Raw genomic sequence first — 15,022 nt, 5'->3', positions numbered from 1 at the left:
ACGATCCCGCCCAACACCAAGCCCTCCAAACCCTGCTCAACCAGCGCTCAGAAACCGCTACTTGACACAGGGCTTCTATGAGGCGGGCAGAAAGTCAACCGCCCCGTTGCGGAGGCTGATGTGGCGTATGTGATTACAGGCGCCGCTCAGGCGAGCGCCCCAAGCGCCGGCAACAGCAGCGCGAGCGCGCGACCGCGGTGCGACACCGCATCCTTCTCCGCCGGGCTCAACTCCGCCGCGGTGCGGTCGCTGCCATCGGGAAGGAAAACCGGGTCGTAACCGAACCCGCCGTCTCCGCGCGCCTCCCGCGCGATCGAGCCGGGCCACTCGCCGCGGACGACGACCTCCCCGGACGCCGACACCAGAGCGCACGCCGACACGAAGGCCGCGCCGCGCCGCTCGTCGGGAATGTCACGCATCTGCGCCAGCAGCAGCGCGGTGTTGGCCGCGTCGTCGCCGTGGTTGCCGGACCAGCGCGCGGACAGCACGCCGGGCATACCGTTCAACGCGGCCACCTCCAAGCCCGAGTCGTCGGCCACGCACGCCAGGCCCGTCGCAGCGAACCCGTCACGCGCCTTGGCCAGCGCGTTGTCCTCGAACGTCGCACCGGTTTCGGGGGCCTCGTCGAACGGCGCCACGTCGTCCAGCGAAACCAGCGTCAACCCCGACAGGCCGGCGCCGTCGAGCACGCGGCGCAGCTCGGCCAGCTTCTTTGGGTTGCGGCTGGCGACCAGCAGTCGGGTCATCACCATCTGGCACGGTCAGCTGCCGAACGCCTTCGACGGAGTCGGTCCCTCGGGCAGCACCCCCGGGTACGGCAACGCCAGAGCCTCAGTCTGGGCGGCGAACAACTTGTCGCACGCGGCCAACGCCACGTCCAGCAGCTTGTCGAGCGTCGAGCGTGGGAACGTCGCCCCCTCGCCCGTCCCCTGGACCTCCACCAGGGTTCCGGTGTCGGTGGCCACGACGTTCATGTCCACCTCGGCGCGGGAGTCCTCGTCGTAGGGCAGGTCGACCCGAATCCGGCCGTCGACGACGCCGACGCTGACGGCCGCGATGGCACACGACAGCGGGCGCGGGTCCGAAAGCTTGCCCGCGGCCGACAGGTAGGTCACCGCGTCGGCCAGGGCAACATAGGCGCCGGTGATGGCCGCGGTGCGGGTGCCGCCGTCGGCCTGCAACACGTCGCAGTCGACGGCAATGGTGTTCTCCCCCAATGCCCGCAGGTCGATGCACGCCCGCAGCGACCGGCCGATCAGCCGGCTGATCTCCTGGGTGCGCCCGCTCGGCCGGCCCTTGACCGATTCGCGGTCGGAGCGCGTGTGGGTGGCCGACGGCAGCATCGCGTACTCGGCGGTCAGCCAGCCCAGCCCCGATCCCTTGCGCCAGCGAGGCACCCCCTCGGTCACGCTGGCCGTGCACATGACCTTGGTGTGGCCGAATTCGATCAGTACCGAACCTGCCGGGTGGTCGGTGAATCCGCGGGTGATGACGACGGGTCGAAGCTCGTCGTCGAGGCGGCCGTCTTCTCGTTTGGACACCCAGTAACCCTAGCCAACGCCGGGTGGTCAGACCCTTTCGGAGCGGCGGACATCGAACGTCTCACCGCAGACGACCGCGTGCACGGGACCGTCGAATTCGGCCTTGGCCTCGGTGATCACGTCCTCGCGCGATGTCCACGGTGGGATGTGCGTCAGCAGCAGCTCGTGCACGCCGGCCTGCCGCGCGACCCGGCCGGCCTCCGTGCCGGACATGTGCAGCGCGGGCGGCCGATCCGCCGCGTGCGTCCAGGAGGCCTCGCAGAGGAAGACGTCGGCGCCGCGGGCCAGCTCGACCAGCTGATCGCAGAGGCCGGTGTCGCCGCTGTAGACGAACGACGCACCACTGGGGTCGGTGATCCGCAAGCCGTATGACTCGGTGGGGTGTGCCACCACGCGCGGCGTCACCGTAACCGCGCCGAACGTCACCGGCTCGCCGTCGACCCAGTGACGTACGTCGAAAATGTCGGAGCAGTCGTCGATCTCGCCGCCGTAGGGCGATGACGCGGCGCCCAGCCGGGACCAAGTGTCGCCGGGGCCGTACAACAGCGCCTTGCCGAGCGGCTTCGACGGATGGTAGCGGCGCCACACGAACAGGCCCGGCACATCCAGGCAGTGATCGGCGTGCAGGTGTGACAACAACACGTGCACCGAACCGGGGTCGGCGTAGCGCTGCAGCGCGCCCAAAACACCGCCGCCGAAGTCGAGTACCAGCGGCGGGGTATCCGGTGCCCGAAGCAGATAACCCGATGCAGGCGAATCCGGACCGGTCACGCTGCCCGAGCAGCCGAGCACGGTTATTCGCACGGACACTACTGTGCCATGCCCGATGGGGCGATGGAGAAAACATGGCCGCTTTGGTGTGACCAGAATCTCCCGGCGCGCTAGCGTGCGCGGGTTTGATGCACCGGTTGCACGCCGGTCACCGCGGGACCCAGAAACCGCGCGGCCAGTTTGGTGAAGGCCTCGGGGTCGCCGGTGGCCTCGAAGACCCTCGTGGCGGGCGGCGCGTCATGGGGGCGCAGCAGGTCCGTTTCGGTGAGCACCCGCAGCACCTCCTTGGCGGTTTCCTCGGCGCTGGACACCAGCGTGACGTTCTCGCCCATCGCCAGTTGGATCAGCCCGGACAGCAGCGGGTAGTGGGTGCATCCGAGCACGAGGGTGTCGACCTGCGCGCGCTGCAGCGGCTCCAGGTAGCCCTCGGCGAGCCCGAGCACCTGGCGCCCGCTGGTCACGCCGCGCTCGACGAAGTCGACGAACCGCGGGCAGGCCACCGCGGTGATCTCTGTGTCCCGGGCGGCGGCGAACGCGTCTTGGTAGGCGTGCGAGTTGATGGTCGCCCGGGTGCCGATGACACCGATGCGCCCGTTGCGGGTGGTGGCGACCGCCCGCCGCACCGCCGGCAAGATCACCTCGACGACGGGGACGTCGTAGCGCTCGCGGGCGTCGCGCAGGCAGGCCGCCGACGCCGTGTTGCAGGCGATCACCAGCGCCTTGACGCCGCGGTCGACCAGGTCGTCGCCGATGGCCAGCGCGTGCGCGCGCACCTCGGAAATGGAGAGCGGCCCGTAGGGACCGTTGGCGGTGTCGCCGACGTAGATCATGTCCTCGTCGGGCAGCTGGTCGATGATCGCCCGCGCGACGGTCAGTCCCCCGACGCCGGAGTCGAAGACCCCGACGGGCGCCAACGGCGAACTCATGTCTTGGTCCGCCGCGCGCTGGCTTTTCTTTCGCGGGCCTTGCGCTCCGGGGCGGACAGCAGATAGGCCGCCACGACACCGGCGAACGCACCGGATAGGTGGCCCTGCCAGGACACGCCCCCGCATTGGTGCAGCACCGGCATCGCGCCGAGCAGCACGCCGCCGTATGCGAACAACACCACCAACCCGATGACGATGTCGGTGAACTTGCGCACGAATATCCCGAAGACCAGCAAAAACGTCAGCCAGCCGAAGATGAGGCCGGAGGCCCCGATGTGGTCCGTCGGGCCGCAAGCGCTGCCGACGTTGCCGATCAGCCAGGTGCCGAAGCCGCCCAAGACCCAGACGATGACCGTGGCCCAGACGAAGCGGGACAATCCCGCCAGCGTCATCAGGAAGCCGAGCACCAGCAGCGGCACCGTGTTGGCCATCAGGTGCTGCCAGTTCGCGTGCAACACCGGCGCGAAGATGATGCCCCAGAGGCCGTCGGTGGTGAGCGGCCTGATGCCGTTGGAATCCAGCCGGCCGCCCATCAGCTGGTCGATCAGCTCGACCAGATACAGCAGGGCCACGAAGGTGAGGATCGTCGCCCCGCCGACCACCCACTGGGGTCGTTTTTTCGACTTGGTTGCTGGTGTGCGCGGCTGGCCGACATGTCCGCTCATTGAGCGCCGCTCCTCCTCATCGCTGCGCTCTGCATCGTCGCCGGCGCGTCATGCCCATAGCTGCCCTTCTAGAGCGTTCTCGGCATCGTCCAGGCTACCGGCATGGGCACCGGTTGATGTCGGTGCGGCTCGAGTAGGTCACGGTTTCCTTCAGGCGAATGCTCCGGGCAACACGTCGCGGTAGGTCGGTATTCCGGCGACCGACTCGGCGGCAAACATCCCGGCCAGCACCGCGCGGGCCAGGCAGTCGGCCGCGGCCACGCCGACCTCGGTGACCAGCCCCGTCTCGGGCAGGAAGGCGGCGGGCGGCGGCTTCGAAGCGACGGCCGGGGCCACCTCGACCGCCCCCGTCGCGAGCACAAACACCGTATCGCCGTCCACCGGGGTGTGGGCCGGGCGGATCGTCCGGGCCAGGCCGTCCTGGGCGGCGATCGCGATACGTCGGCACGCGGCCGGGCTCAGCGCGGCGTCGGTCGCGACCACCGCGATGGTGGTGTTTAGCGGGTGCTCGGGGTTCAGCGGCGACGGCAACTGCGCGAACGCGTCGATCTGCTCGGCCGGCGGTGGTGTCAGGGCGTACTCCCGTATCAGGTCCGCCATCCACGGCAGGCCGGTCGCCCGGTCCGCGACCTCCCCGGCGCAGTTCACCACGACGAGGGCGCCGACGGTGACCCCGGACGGTAGCGTCGCCGAGGCCGACCCGACGCCGCCCTTGAGCACCCCGGCCCGCGCGCCGACCCCCGCGCCGACGGTCCCGACGGCCACCTCGCCGGCCCCGGCGGCGGCGCAGGCCGCATACCCGAAGTCGGCCGTCGGCCGGCGGTCCCAGCCGCCGATGGGCAGGTCGAAGATCACCGCTCCCGGCACGATGGGGACGACGCCGCCGTCCATGGCCACGCCGCGCTCGTTCTCCTCGAGCCAGCGCATGACGCCATCGGCGGCGGCCAGGCCGTAGGCGCTGCCCCCGGCGAGCAACACCGCGTCGACGAACCGCACGGTGTTGGCCGGATCCAGCAGATCGGTCTCCCGGGTGCCGGGCGCACCGCCGCGGCAATCGACGCCGCAGACCGTCCCGGGCGGGGTCAGCACGACCGTCACGCCGCAGGCCCAGCCCGCGCCCAGCGACGCGTCTTGGTCGAGTCGCTGGTAGTGGCCGACACGGATGCCCGCGACGTCGGTGATGCCGTTCATCCGCCCGCCATCCACATCATCGGGACCCCATCAAGGCCACGACCAGGTACTCCTGCAGCACGGTCAGCCACTGGTAGACGTCGAAGTGCACGGCCAGCGGATGGTCAGCCGGAAGGCGCTCCGGGCCCTCCGGTCCGATCTCGAGCATGACCCCCAACGTCAGCCGGAGGTCGTTGACCGCCGCGATCCAGGCGTTCGCGTCGTCCTCGGTCAGCTCGAAGCGGCCGCCATCGCCCGGAACGGTATCCAGGACCCGTTGCGCCGCAGCGCGTTTGGCCGCGATGATCTCAGGCTCGTGCAGGCTGCGCAGCGCGGCGTTGAGGCCGTCGGGCGCTTGATCGGCCGCTTGGTCGTCGAGTTCGTCCGGATTGTGGAAATCCGGCAGCAGCCGACGCAGCGTCGGATCGCGCGGCGGTTCGGCGTGGCCGGTCTTGATGCCGGTGATCTCCTCGAGTTCGTCAGTGGGCGAAGAAGATTCGCGTTCGTCGAGCAGGCCGATCATCGCGCTCACCAGGTTGATGAGCAGGGCAGCCTCGTGTGAGGCCAAGGCGGACCGAAAACGGGGACCGTTGGCGGTCTCGACGCGCTTCCATTTGCGCACAAGGAGTCCTGGACTACCTGGAACCTCACCGGTCCTGCTGCAGCGTCGCCCACAAACCCGCGGCGTGCAGCTTGGACACGTCGACTTCCATGGATTCCCGGCTGCCCGCCGACACCACCGCCTTGCCCTCGTTGTGCACCTGCAGCATCAGCTTGGTGGCGTGCGGCTCGCTGTAGCCGAACAACTTCTGGAAGACATACGTCACATAGGTCATCAGGTTGACCGGGTCATCCCACACGATGGTGACCCACGGGCTGGCCGTGACGTCCACCGGAGCCGACTCGCGTTGCCCGGTAGTGCCCGGTTTCGTGGGCGCTGACGCAACAACCATGGCCCCTACGATACCGAGACACACGCCCGTCGCCGCCAGCCGTTACCGTTGCGGAATGAACCAGCCGGTCCTAGCCGGGCTACTGACCGACAAGTACGAGTTGACCATGCTGGCGGCGGCGCTGCGCGACGGCACCGCCCACCGCCGGACCACGTTCGAACTGTTTGCCCGCCGGCTCCCCGACGGGCGCCGCTACGGCGTGGTCGCCGGGACCGGCCGGCTCTTGGAAGCGTTGCCGCAGTTCAGGTTCGACGACGACGCCTGCGAATCGCTGGCCCGATTCCTCGACCCGGACACGGTGGCTTACCTGCGCGATTTCCGGTTCGGCGGCGATATCGACGGCTACGCCGAAGGCGAGCTGTACTTCCCCGGATCGCCGGTGCTTTCGGTGCACGGCAGCTTCGCCGAGTGCGTCGTTCTCGAGACGTTGGCGCTGTCGATCTTCAACCACGACACGGCGATCGCCTCGGCGGCGGCGCGCATGGTCAGCGCCGCCGGGGGTCGCCCGCTGGTCGAGATGGGGTCCCGCCGAACCCACGAGCAGGCGGCGGTCGCCGCGGCACGCGCCGCCTACATCGCCGGATTCGCCGCGTCCTCCAACCTGGAGGCGCAGCGCCGATACGGCATTCCCGCCGAGGGCACCTCCGCGCACGCGTTCACCATGCTGCACACGCATCGGGACGGCCCGGACGAGGTCGCGGCTTTTCGCGCCCAGGTCGACGCGCTGGGGGCCGGCACCACGCTGCTGGTGGACACCTACGACGTGACGACCGGCGTGGCCAACGCGGTGGCCGCCGCCGGCACCGGGCTCGGCGCCGTCCGCATCGACTCCGGTGAGCTCGGGGTGCTCGCCCGTCAGGTGCGCGACCAGCTCGACGGGCTGGGGGCCACCCAAACCCGCATCGTGGTGTCCGGCGATCTCGACGAGTTCAGCATCGCCGCGCTGCGCGCCGAGCCGGTCGACAGCTACGGCGTCGGCACGTCGCTGGTCACTGGCTCGGGCGCGCCGACCGCGAGCATGGTCTACAAGCTGGTCGAGGTGGACGGCATGCCGGTGCAAAAGCGAAGCAGCCACAAGGAATCCCACGGCGGCCGCAAAGAGGCGCTGCGCCTGGCACGGCCGACCGGCACGATCACCGAGGAGGTGGTCTATCCGGCGGGCCGCCCCCCGGAGACCACCGAGCCGTGTCGGGCCGTGACGACGCCGCTCGTCCGCGGCGGCGAGGCGGTGTTCGACGCGGACCTGGCGGCGGCGCGGGAGCTGGTGGCCTCGGGCCTGCGCAGCCTGCCGTGGGAGGGGTTGAACCTCTCGCACGGCGAGCCCGCGATCCCGACGACGCAGATCCGGCCCTGAGAGCGAGGCATGACGACGTCCGACGTGTCCGTGTCCGGGTTGCTCGCCGTCGCCGTGGCCGCGCTCGGCGGCAGTGAGCGCCCCGGGCAGGTCGAGATGGCCGGCGCGGTCGAGCGGGCCTTCCAGACCGGCGAGCACCTGGTCGTGCAGGCCGGCACCGGCACCGGCAAGTCGCTGGCCTACCTGGTTCCCGCGATCGTTCGCGCGGTCACCGACGAGGCGCCTGTCGTCGTGTCGACGGCGACGATCGCGCTGCAGCGTCAGCTCGTCGACCGCGACCTGCCCCGGCTGGCCGACTCGCTCGCCGACGCGCTGCCGCGCCGGCCCCGCTTCGCGTTGCTGAAGGGCCGGCGAAACTACTTGTGCCTGAACAAGATCCATAACGGCGCCGCGGCCGGCGAGTCGGACGACGAGCGGCCGCAGGAAGATCTCTTCGATCCCGTGGCGGTCAGCGCGCTGGGCCGCGACGTGCAACGCCTGACGGCCTGGGCGTCGACGACCGAATCGGGTGACCGCGACGACCTGAAGCCCGGCGTGCCGGACCGATCCTGGTCGCAGGTCAGCGTCTCGGCGCGGGAATGCCTGGGCGTGGCGCGCTGCCCCTTCGGCGCCGAGTGCTTCTCCGAGCGGGCACGCGCGGAGGCCGGCCGAGCCGATGTCGTCGTCACCAATCACGCGCTGCTGGCCATCGACGCCGTCACGGAATCGGCCGTGCTGCCGGAGCACGCGTTGCTGGTGGTCGACGAGGCGCACGAGCTCGTCGATCGGGTGACGTCCGTGGCCACCGCCGAGCTGACGTCGGCCGCCCTCGGCGTCGCCGCGCGCCGGATCACCCGGCTGGTGGATCCGGAACTGGTGCAACGGCTGGAGGCGACGACCGCGAACTTCGCCGCGGCCATCCACGACGGCACGCCGGGTCGCATCGACCGCCTCGACGACGAGATGGCGACCTACCTGACGGCGCTGCGCGACGTGGCCACCGTAGCCCGGTCGGCGATCGACACCACCAGCGACAGCAAGGCGGCGTCGGCGCGCGCCGAAGCCGTTGCGGCGCTGAGCGAAATCTCCGACACCGCGTCGCGGATCCTCACGTCGTTCACCCCGCCGATCCCGGATCGCACCGACGTGGTCTGGCTCGACCACGAGGACAACCGGGGTTCGGTGCGGCCCGTGCTGCGGGTGGCGCCGCTGTCGGTCGCCGGCTTGCTGCGCACCGAGGTGTTCTCGCGTTCGACGACGGTGTTGACGTCGGCGACGCTGGCGATCGGCGGGTCCTTCGACGCCATGGCCGCGGCCTGGGGCCTGGCCGGCGGGGAGGACGGCGACACCTCCTGGCGCGGCCTCGACGTGGGGTCGCCTTTTCAGCACGCCAAGGCCGGAATCCTGTACGTGGCCGCCCATCTGCCGCCGCCTGGGCGGGACGGCACCGGCTCGGCGGAGCAGCTGAACGAGATCGCGGAGCTGATCACCGCCGCGGGCGGGCGCACCCTGGGCCTGTTCTCGTCGATGCGGGCCGCCCGGGCCGCCGCCGAGGCCATGCGCGGGCGCCTGTCGACGCCGGTGTTGTGCCAGGGCGACGACAGCACCTCGGCGCTGGTCGAGCAGTTCAGCGCCGACGAGGAGACCTCCCTGTTCGGCACGCTGTCGCTGTGGCAGGGCGTCGACGTGCCGGGGCCGTCGTTGTCGCTGGTATTGATCGACCGCATCCCGTTCCCGCGACCCGACGACCCGCTGCTGGGCGCGCGACAGCGCGCGGTCGCCGCGCGCGGCGGCAACGGCTTCATGGCCGTCGCCGCCAACCATGCCGCGCTGCTGCTGGCCCAGGGGTCGGGCCGGCTGCTGCGCCGCGTCACCGACCGCGGCGTGGTCGCGGTCCTCGACTCGCGGATGGTGACCGCCGGCTACGGCGGCTACCTGCGGGCGTCGCTGCCGCCGTTCTGGCAGACCACCAATCCGGCGCAGGTCCGCGCCGCGCTGGAGCGGCTGCGCGCTCCCGCGGCTAGCGGGCCAGGGTGACGAGACCGAGCTCGTTGCTGGCCGCGAGCATGGGGTTGTTGGGCAGCACCCGCACCGTGTATCCGACCGCTCCGGCCAGCGGCAGCGGCGTTGTCGTCGAGAAGACCTGGTTGCCGCCCTCGGCGGTGCCGGTGTAGGACATCTCGACGGTGACCGGGTCCAGCAGCGCGTCGCCGGTGTCCACCCTGCCCACCAGCGCCTGGACCGTCACCTCGTCGGGTGCCAGCCCGTCCAGCTGCACGGTCGCGGTCAGCGTCAGCTTGGAGCCGAGCACCGGGGTGTCCGGCAGGCCGGTGCTGTCGACGTCGGTGATGGTGATCTTGGGCCATGCCTCGTGGGCACGCAGGCGGTAGACGGCCAGCTCGCGGGCCGCGTCGAATTCGGCGCCGCCGTCTTCGGCCGCCGTGGTTCTGCGCAGCGATTCCGCCGCCGGCGTGTAGTACTGCTCGACGTAATCGCGAACCATGCGGGACGCCAGCACCTTCGGGCCGAGGGTCTGCAGGGTGTGGCGCACCATCTCGATCCACCGCGGCGGGACCCCGTGTTCGTCGCGCTCGTAGAACTTCGGAGCGACCGACTGCTCCAGCAGGTTGTACAGGGCGGTGGATTCCAGGTCGTCGCGACGGGACTCGTCGGCCACGCCGTCGGCAGTCGGTATCTCCCAACCGTTTTCGCCGTCGTACCACTCGTCCCACCAGCCGTCGCGGATGGACAGGTTCAGCCCCCCGTTGAGCGCACTCTTCATCCCCGAAGTGCCGCACGCCTCCAGGGGGCGCAACGGGTTGTTCAGCCAGACGTCGCAACCCCAATAAAGCAGCCGGGCCATCGACATGTCGTAGTCGGGCAGAAAAGCGATGCGGTGTCGCACCTCCGGCCGGTCGGCGAAGCGCACCACCTGCTGGATCAGCGCCTTTCCGCCGTCGTCGGCCGGGTGCGATTTGCCGGCAACGATCAGCTGGATCGGCCTTTCCTTGTTGAGCAGCAGTTGTTCCAGCCGATCCGGATCGCGCAGCATCAGCGTTAGCCGCTTGTAGGTCGGCACCCGCCGAGCGAACCCGATGGTGAGCACGTCGGGGTCGAAAGCTTTTGCTATCCAACCCAATTCGGCATCCGGGGCGCCGCGCTCCTGCCACGAACGGCGCAACCGCCGCCGGACATCCTCGACCAGCAGCGACCGTAGTTGCGAGCGGATCCACCAGAGGTGACCGGCGTCGACCTCCTGGACTCGCAGCCACACGCCCGGATCGCCGAAAGAATCCGACCCGGCCATCTCGCGGCCCAGCTGCAACCATTGCGGCGCCGCCCAGGTGCGGGCGTGAACGCCGTTGGTGATCGAGCCGATCGGCACCTCGGCCGAATCGAATCCCGGCCACAGCTCGTTGAACATCGCCCGGCTGACCCGCCCGTGCAACAACGAGACGCCGTTGGCTCGTTGCGCCAGCCGCAGTCCCATGTGGGCCATGTTGAACTTGGTCGGATCGTCTTCGGCGCCGAGCTCGAGGATCCGGGCCGTCGGCACGCCCGGCAGCAGGGTGGGCGCGCCCTTCGCCTTGCCGTCCTCGTCCGGGCCGTCGCCCAGTCCGTCGTCGAAGTACAGCCGCACCATGTCGATCGGGAACCGGTCGATGCCGGCGGGTACCGGCGTGTGGGTGGTGAACACGGTGGCCGACCGCACGACGGTCAGCGCGGTGTCGAAGTCCAGTCCCGAATCGGTGATCAGCTCGCGGATGCGTTCGGTCCCGAGGAAGCCGGCGTGCCCCTCGTTCATGTGCCACACCTCAGGGGCGGGCAGCCCCTCGATCGCGGTGAACGCGCGGATCGCCCGCACCCCGCCGATGCCGGCCAGGATCTCTTGGCGCATCCGATGTTCCTGGTCGCCGCCGTAGAGCCGGTCGGTGACGCCGCGCAGTTCGTGCTCGTTCTCGGGGACGTCGGAGTCCAGCAGCAGCAGCGGAACCCTTCCCACCTGCGCGACCCAGACCCGCGCCCGCAGCTGCGCCGAGTCGGGCAGCGTCAACTCCACCAGCACCGGGTCGCGCGCGGAGTCGGTGAGCAGCCGCAGCGGCAGCCCCTGCGGGTCCAGCGCCGGATAGGTCTCGTGCTGCCAGCCGTCCGCGGTGAGCGACTGCCGGAAGTACCCGGAGCGGTAATAGAGGCCCACCGCGATCAACGGCACGCCCAGATCGGACGCGGACTTCAGGTGGTCTCCGGCGAGGATCCCCAGGCCGCCCGAGTAGTTGGGTAGCACCTCGGCGACGCCGAACTCCATCGAGAAGTACGCGATCGCGGCGGGCATCGCGGCACCGGCGTGCTGGCGCTGCTGATACCAGAGCGGACGGCTCAGGTAATCGTTCAGGTCGGCGGAAAGCGCGTCGAGCCGGCCCAGGAATCCTTCGTCGAGCGCCAACTCGTCCAGCCGCGCCGGGCTCACCGCACCGAGCAGCGCCACCGGATCGCAGCCGCAGCGCGCCCACAGCTCCGCGTCGATGGTCGCAAACAGGTCTTGGGTGGGCTTGTCCCACGACCACCGCAGGTTGGTCGAAAGCTGATCCAGCGCGGCGAGACGCTCGGGCAAATGAGCACGGACCGTAAAGCGGCGAAGGGCTTTCACACGTCATTACCTTACTGAGGATTTCGCCGCTCGCAGGTCCAGTGAGTGCTCGTTCGTCTTCGACGGTGTGTGATCGCCCACTAGGGTGGGTATCGGTTAGTGATGGGGCCGCAACGATGCGGTCCGTTAGATGGAGTCCCACGGCAGGAAGTTTCTGAGAGGCGAGACATTCCGCGGCGAAGCACAGCGCGGTCTCGCCACACAATCGAAACGGAGTGGTTGTGCCCGGTCGTGTCGAGATCGACAACGTCCAGCCCGTCGTCTCCTGCGGCGCGTACCCCGCCAAGGCGGTGGTCGGTGAGATGGTCCCGGTCAGCGCCGCGGTCTGGAGAGAAGGCCACGAGGCGGTCGCGGCGACCCTGGTCGTGCGTTACCACGGCCAGCGTTATCCGCAGGTAACCGAAATGCGCCGAGTCAAGGCCGTCCAGGCCCCCGAACGGACCGCACCGGCGGTCGACGGCAAGGCCGCCGAGCAGCGCATCAGGCCGCTGCTCCTCCCGATGACGGAGGGCGAGGAACCCTACGTTTTCCACGGTGTGTTCACCCCCGACCGGGTCGGGCTGTGGACCTTCCGCGTCGACGGGTGGGGCGACCCCATTCACTCGTGGCGGCACGGGCTGGTCGCCAAGCTCGACGCCGGGCAGGGCGCGACCGAGCTGTCCAACGATCTCCTGGTGGGAGCCGCGCTGTTCGAGCGTGCCGCGACCGGTGTGCCGCGGGCGCATCGCGACCCGCTACTCGCGGCGGCCAAGGCGCTGCGGACGCCCGGGGACCCGGTCACTCGCACCACGCTGGCGCTGGCCCCCGAAATCGAGGAACTCCTGGCGGAGTATCCATTGCGCGACCTGGTCACCCGCGGCGAGCAGTTCGGGGTGTGGGTGGACCGGCCGCTGGCCCGTTTCGGCGCGTGGTACGAGATGTTTCCGCGCTCGACGGGCGGCTGGGACAAGGACGGCAAGCCCGTGCACGGCACCTTCGCCACCGCGGCCGCCCAGCTCCCGCGGATCGCGGACATGGGCTTCGACGTCGTCTACCTCCCGCCGATCCATCCGATCGGCAAGGTACATCGCAAGGGCCGCAACAACTCCCCGACGGCCGCACCCGGCGACGTGGGATCCCCGTGGGCGATCGGCAGCGACGAGGGCGGCCACGACGCGATACACCCGGACCTGGGCACGATCGACGAATTCGACGACTTCGTTTCCGCCGCACGCGATCTGGGCATGGAGGTGGCGCTGGACCTGGCGTTGCAGTGCGCGCCCGATCATCCGTGGGCCCGCGAACACCGGCAGTGGTTCACCGAACTGCCCGATGGCACCATCGCCTACGCGGAGAACCCGCCGAAGAAGTACCAGGACATCTACCCGATCAACTTCGACAACGACCCGGCGGGTCTCTACGACGAAGTGCTGCGGGTGGTTCGGCACTGGATTGACCACGGCATCAAGTTCTTTCGGGTCGACAATCCGCACACCAAGCCGCCCGACTTCTGGGCCTGGCTGATCGGTCAGGTCAAAGACGCCGATCCCGACGTGCTCTTCCTCTCGGAGGCCTTCACCCCGCCCGCCCGGCAGTACGGCCTGGCCAAGCTCGGCTTCACGCAGTCTTACAGCTACTTCACCTGGCGCACGTCCAAATGGGAACTCACCGAATTCGGCAACGACATCGCGGCCCTCGCCGACTTTCGGCGGCCGAACCTGTTCGTCAACACCCCCGACATCCTGCATGCGGTGCTGCAGCACAACGGCCCGGGCATGTTCGCCATCCGCGCGGTGCTAGCGGCGACCATGGGACCCGCCTGGGGCGTGTACTCCGGTTACGAGCTGTTCGAACACCGTGCGGTGCGGGAGGGCAGCGAGGAGTACCTGGACTCCGAGAAATACGAATTGCGTCCCCGCGACTTTGCGGGTGCGCTGGCCGAAGGCCGATCACTCGAGCCCTTCATCAAGCGGCTCAACATGATTCGACGGCTGCACCCGGCGCTTCAGCAGCTGCGCACGATCCATTTCCATGGCGTGGACAACGACGCGGTGATTGCCTACAGCAAGTTCGACCCGGCCACCGGCGACTGCGTGCTGGTGGTGGTGACGCTCAACGCGTTCGGGCCCGAGGAAGCGACGCTGTGGTTGGACATGGCGGCATTGGGTATGGAACCTTATGAGCGTTTTTGGGTGCGCGACGAGATCAGCGGTCAGGAATTTCAATGGGGGCAATCCAATTACATTCGCCTCGATCCCGGGCAGGCGGTCGCGCACATCATCAACATGCCGCTCATACCTTACGAATCGCGAATCACGCTGCTGCGTAGGAGGTGACGGGCTGTGAGCCGAACCGACGAACTGGCCGGACTGGATCTGGCGCCTGACCCGGCCGACTTGGCGCGCCTGGTGGCCGGCGCGCACTACAACCCGCACGGCATCCTCGGTGCCCATGAGTACGGCGATCACACGGTGATCCGCGCGTTTCGCCCGCACGCGCGGGAAATCGTCGCGCTCGTCGGCGAGGATCGGTTCCCGCTGCAGCACGTCGAAGCCGGCCTGTTCGCCGTCGCCCTCCCGTTCACCAACCTGATCGACTACCGGCTCGAGGTGACCTACGAGGGTTCCGACCCGTACGTCGTCGCCGACGCCTACCGCTTCCTGCCCACCCTGGGCGAAGTCGACCTGCATCTGTTCAACGAAGGCCGCCACGAGCGGCTGTGGGAAGTCCTCGGCGCCCATCCCCGCTCGTTCACCACGGCCGACGGCGTCGTGACCGGGGTCTCTTTCGCCGTGTGGGCGCCGAATGCCAAGGGCGTCAACTTGATCGGTGAGTTCAACGGCTGGACCGGCAACGACGCGCCGATGCGGGTGCTCGGCTCCTCCGGGGTATGGGAGTTGTTCTGGCCCGGCTTTCCGGTGGATGGACTGTACAAGTTCCGGGTGCACGGCGCCGATGGCGTGGTGACCGAGCGGGCCGACCCCATGGCATTCGCCACCGAAGTCCCGCCGCACACGGCGTCCCGCGTCACGCGCA

General features: G+C 69.5%; 12 protein-coding genes and 2 pseudogenes. 4 read left to right on the top strand and 10 right to left on the bottom strand.

The genetic code is table 11. The features are described 5' to 3' along the window. Window positions 1–146 precede the first annotated feature (146 nt). The 9 genes and pseudogenes from rdgB to clpS all read right to left on the bottom strand — a co-directional run bounded on the left by rdgB (window position 147) and on the right by clpS (window position 6,026). A complete protein-coding gene (gene rdgB, locus A5706_RS25470) occupies window positions 147–752 on the bottom strand; it encodes an RdgB/HAM1 family non-canonical purine NTP pyrophosphatase (RefSeq protein ID WP_197517973.1) in 606 nt (201 codons plus the stop codon). A 9-nt stretch (window positions 753–761) separates the two neighbouring features. Then, window positions 762–1,541 carry a ribonuclease PH gene (gene rph / locus A5706_RS25465; RefSeq protein WP_068137158.1) on the bottom strand — a complete coding sequence of 260 codons (780 nt, stop codon included), beginning with the start codon at window positions 1,539–1,541 and terminating at the stop codon, window positions 762–764. 27 nt (window positions 1,542–1,568) lie between these two features. Further along, entirely contained in the window at window positions 1,569–2,351 is a 783-nt protein-coding gene (locus tag A5706_RS25460; RefSeq protein WP_068137154.1) for a cyclic nucleotide-degrading phosphodiesterase, read from the bottom strand. A 71-nt stretch (window positions 2,352–2,422) separates the two neighbouring features. Continuing rightward, entirely contained in the window at window positions 2,423–3,238 is an 816-nt protein-coding gene (gene murI / locus A5706_RS25455; protein ID WP_068107585.1) for a glutamate racemase, read from the bottom strand. Next, window positions 3,235–3,903 (bottom strand): rhomboid family intramembrane serine protease, encoded by a 669-nt coding sequence (locus tag A5706_RS25450; RefSeq protein WP_068137151.1) that lies wholly within the window; start codon window positions 3,901–3,903, stop codon window positions 3,235–3,237. Before A5706_RS25450 ends, murI begins: the two co-directional genes overlap by 4 nt. Window positions 3,904–3,951: 48 nt before the next feature. After that, window positions 3,952–4,020 (bottom strand): annotated as a pseudogene (locus tag A5706_RS34565) (hypothetical protein); the annotation flags it as partial. Window positions 4,021–4,053: 33 nt separating this feature from the next. After that, the gene (locus A5706_RS25445) at window positions 4,054–5,094 is read right to left on the bottom strand and encodes a P1 family peptidase (protein ID WP_068137149.1); all 1,041 of its coding nucleotides are present in this window, start codon (window positions 5,092–5,094) and stop codon (window positions 4,054–4,056) included. 16 nt (window positions 5,095–5,110) lie between these two features. Further along, window positions 5,111–5,695, bottom strand: coding sequence for a DUF2017 domain-containing protein (locus A5706_RS25440; RefSeq protein WP_068137145.1), 585 nt, complete (start codon window positions 5,693–5,695; stop codon window positions 5,111–5,113). A 25-nt stretch (window positions 5,696–5,720) separates the two neighbouring features. Next, entirely contained in the window at window positions 5,721–6,026 is a 306-nt protein-coding gene (clpS, locus tag A5706_RS25435; protein ID WP_066928670.1) for an ATP-dependent Clp protease adapter ClpS, read from the bottom strand. Between clpS and A5706_RS25430 the strand changes: the two genes are divergently transcribed. Continuing rightward, window positions 6,025–7,380: a nicotinate phosphoribosyltransferase gene (locus A5706_RS25430; RefSeq protein ID WP_369831956.1), complete on the top strand. Its 1,356-nt coding sequence runs from the start codon at window positions 6,025–6,027 to the stop codon at window positions 7,378–7,380. The two genes, clpS and A5706_RS25430, sit on opposite strands and share 2 nt — an antisense overlap. A 9-nt stretch (window positions 7,381–7,389) precedes the next feature. Beyond that, the gene (locus A5706_RS25425; protein ID WP_068137137.1) at window positions 7,390–9,396 is read left to right on the top strand and encodes an ATP-dependent DNA helicase; all 2,007 of its coding nucleotides are present in this window, start codon (window positions 7,390–7,392) and stop codon (window positions 9,394–9,396) included. Here A5706_RS25425 and glgP read toward each other — a convergent pair. Continuing rightward, on the bottom strand, window positions 9,380–12,007 hold the full coding sequence (glgP, locus tag A5706_RS25420; RefSeq protein ID WP_068137134.1) for an alpha-glucan family phosphorylase: 2,628 nt from the start codon (window positions 12,005–12,007) through the stop codon (window positions 9,380–9,382). The two genes, A5706_RS25425 and glgP, sit on opposite strands and share 17 nt — an antisense overlap. A gap of 221 nt (window positions 12,008–12,228) precedes the next feature. On the opposite strand from glgP, the gene A5706_RS25415 reads away from it, so the two are divergent. Then, on the top strand, window positions 12,229–14,322 hold the full coding sequence (locus A5706_RS25415; RefSeq protein WP_231985412.1) for an alpha-1,4-glucan--maltose-1-phosphate maltosyltransferase: 2,094 nt from the start codon (window positions 12,229–12,231) through the stop codon (window positions 14,320–14,322). Between the two features lie 6 nt (window positions 14,323–14,328). After that, window positions 14,329–15,022 (top strand): annotated as a pseudogene (locus A5706_RS25410) (1,4-alpha-glucan branching enzyme); the annotation flags it as partial.

The sequence above is a fragment of the Mycobacterium sp. E796 genome (genome assembly GCF_001672815.1).
In the GTDB taxonomy this organism is placed as follows: Bacteria; Actinomycetota; Actinomycetes; order Mycobacteriales; family Mycobacteriaceae; genus Mycobacterium.
The sequence above is the reverse complement of the archived record's forward strand: the minus strand, read 5'-3'. Positions and strand labels throughout refer to the sequence as shown.

Excerpts from the sequence above, each read along its gene's own strand:
- murI (WP_068107585.1), bottom strand. The coding sequence starts at position 3,238 with ATGAGTTCGCCGTTGGCGCCCGTCGGGGTCTTCGACTCCGGCGTCGGG.
- rdgB (WP_197517973.1), bottom strand. The coding sequence starts at position 752 with ATGGTGATGACCCGACTGCTGGTCGCCAGCCGCAACCCAAAGAAGCTG.
- A5706_RS25430 (WP_369831956.1), top strand. The coding sequence starts at position 6,025 with ATGGCCCCTACGATACCGAGACACACGCCCGTCGCCGCCAGCCGTTAC.
- A5706_RS25450 (WP_068137151.1), bottom strand. The coding sequence starts at position 3,903 with ATGAGCGGACATGTCGGCCAGCCGCGCACACCAGCAACCAAGTCGAAA.
- A5706_RS25445 (WP_068137149.1), bottom strand. The coding sequence starts at position 5,094 with ATGAACGGCATCACCGACGTCGCGGGCATCCGTGTCGGCCACTACCAG.
- clpS (WP_066928670.1), bottom strand. The coding sequence starts at position 6,026 with ATGGTTGTTGCGTCAGCGCCCACGAAACCGGGCACTACCGGGCAACGC.
- A5706_RS25425 (WP_068137137.1), top strand. The coding sequence starts at position 7,390 with ATGACGACGTCCGACGTGTCCGTGTCCGGGTTGCTCGCCGTCGCCGTG.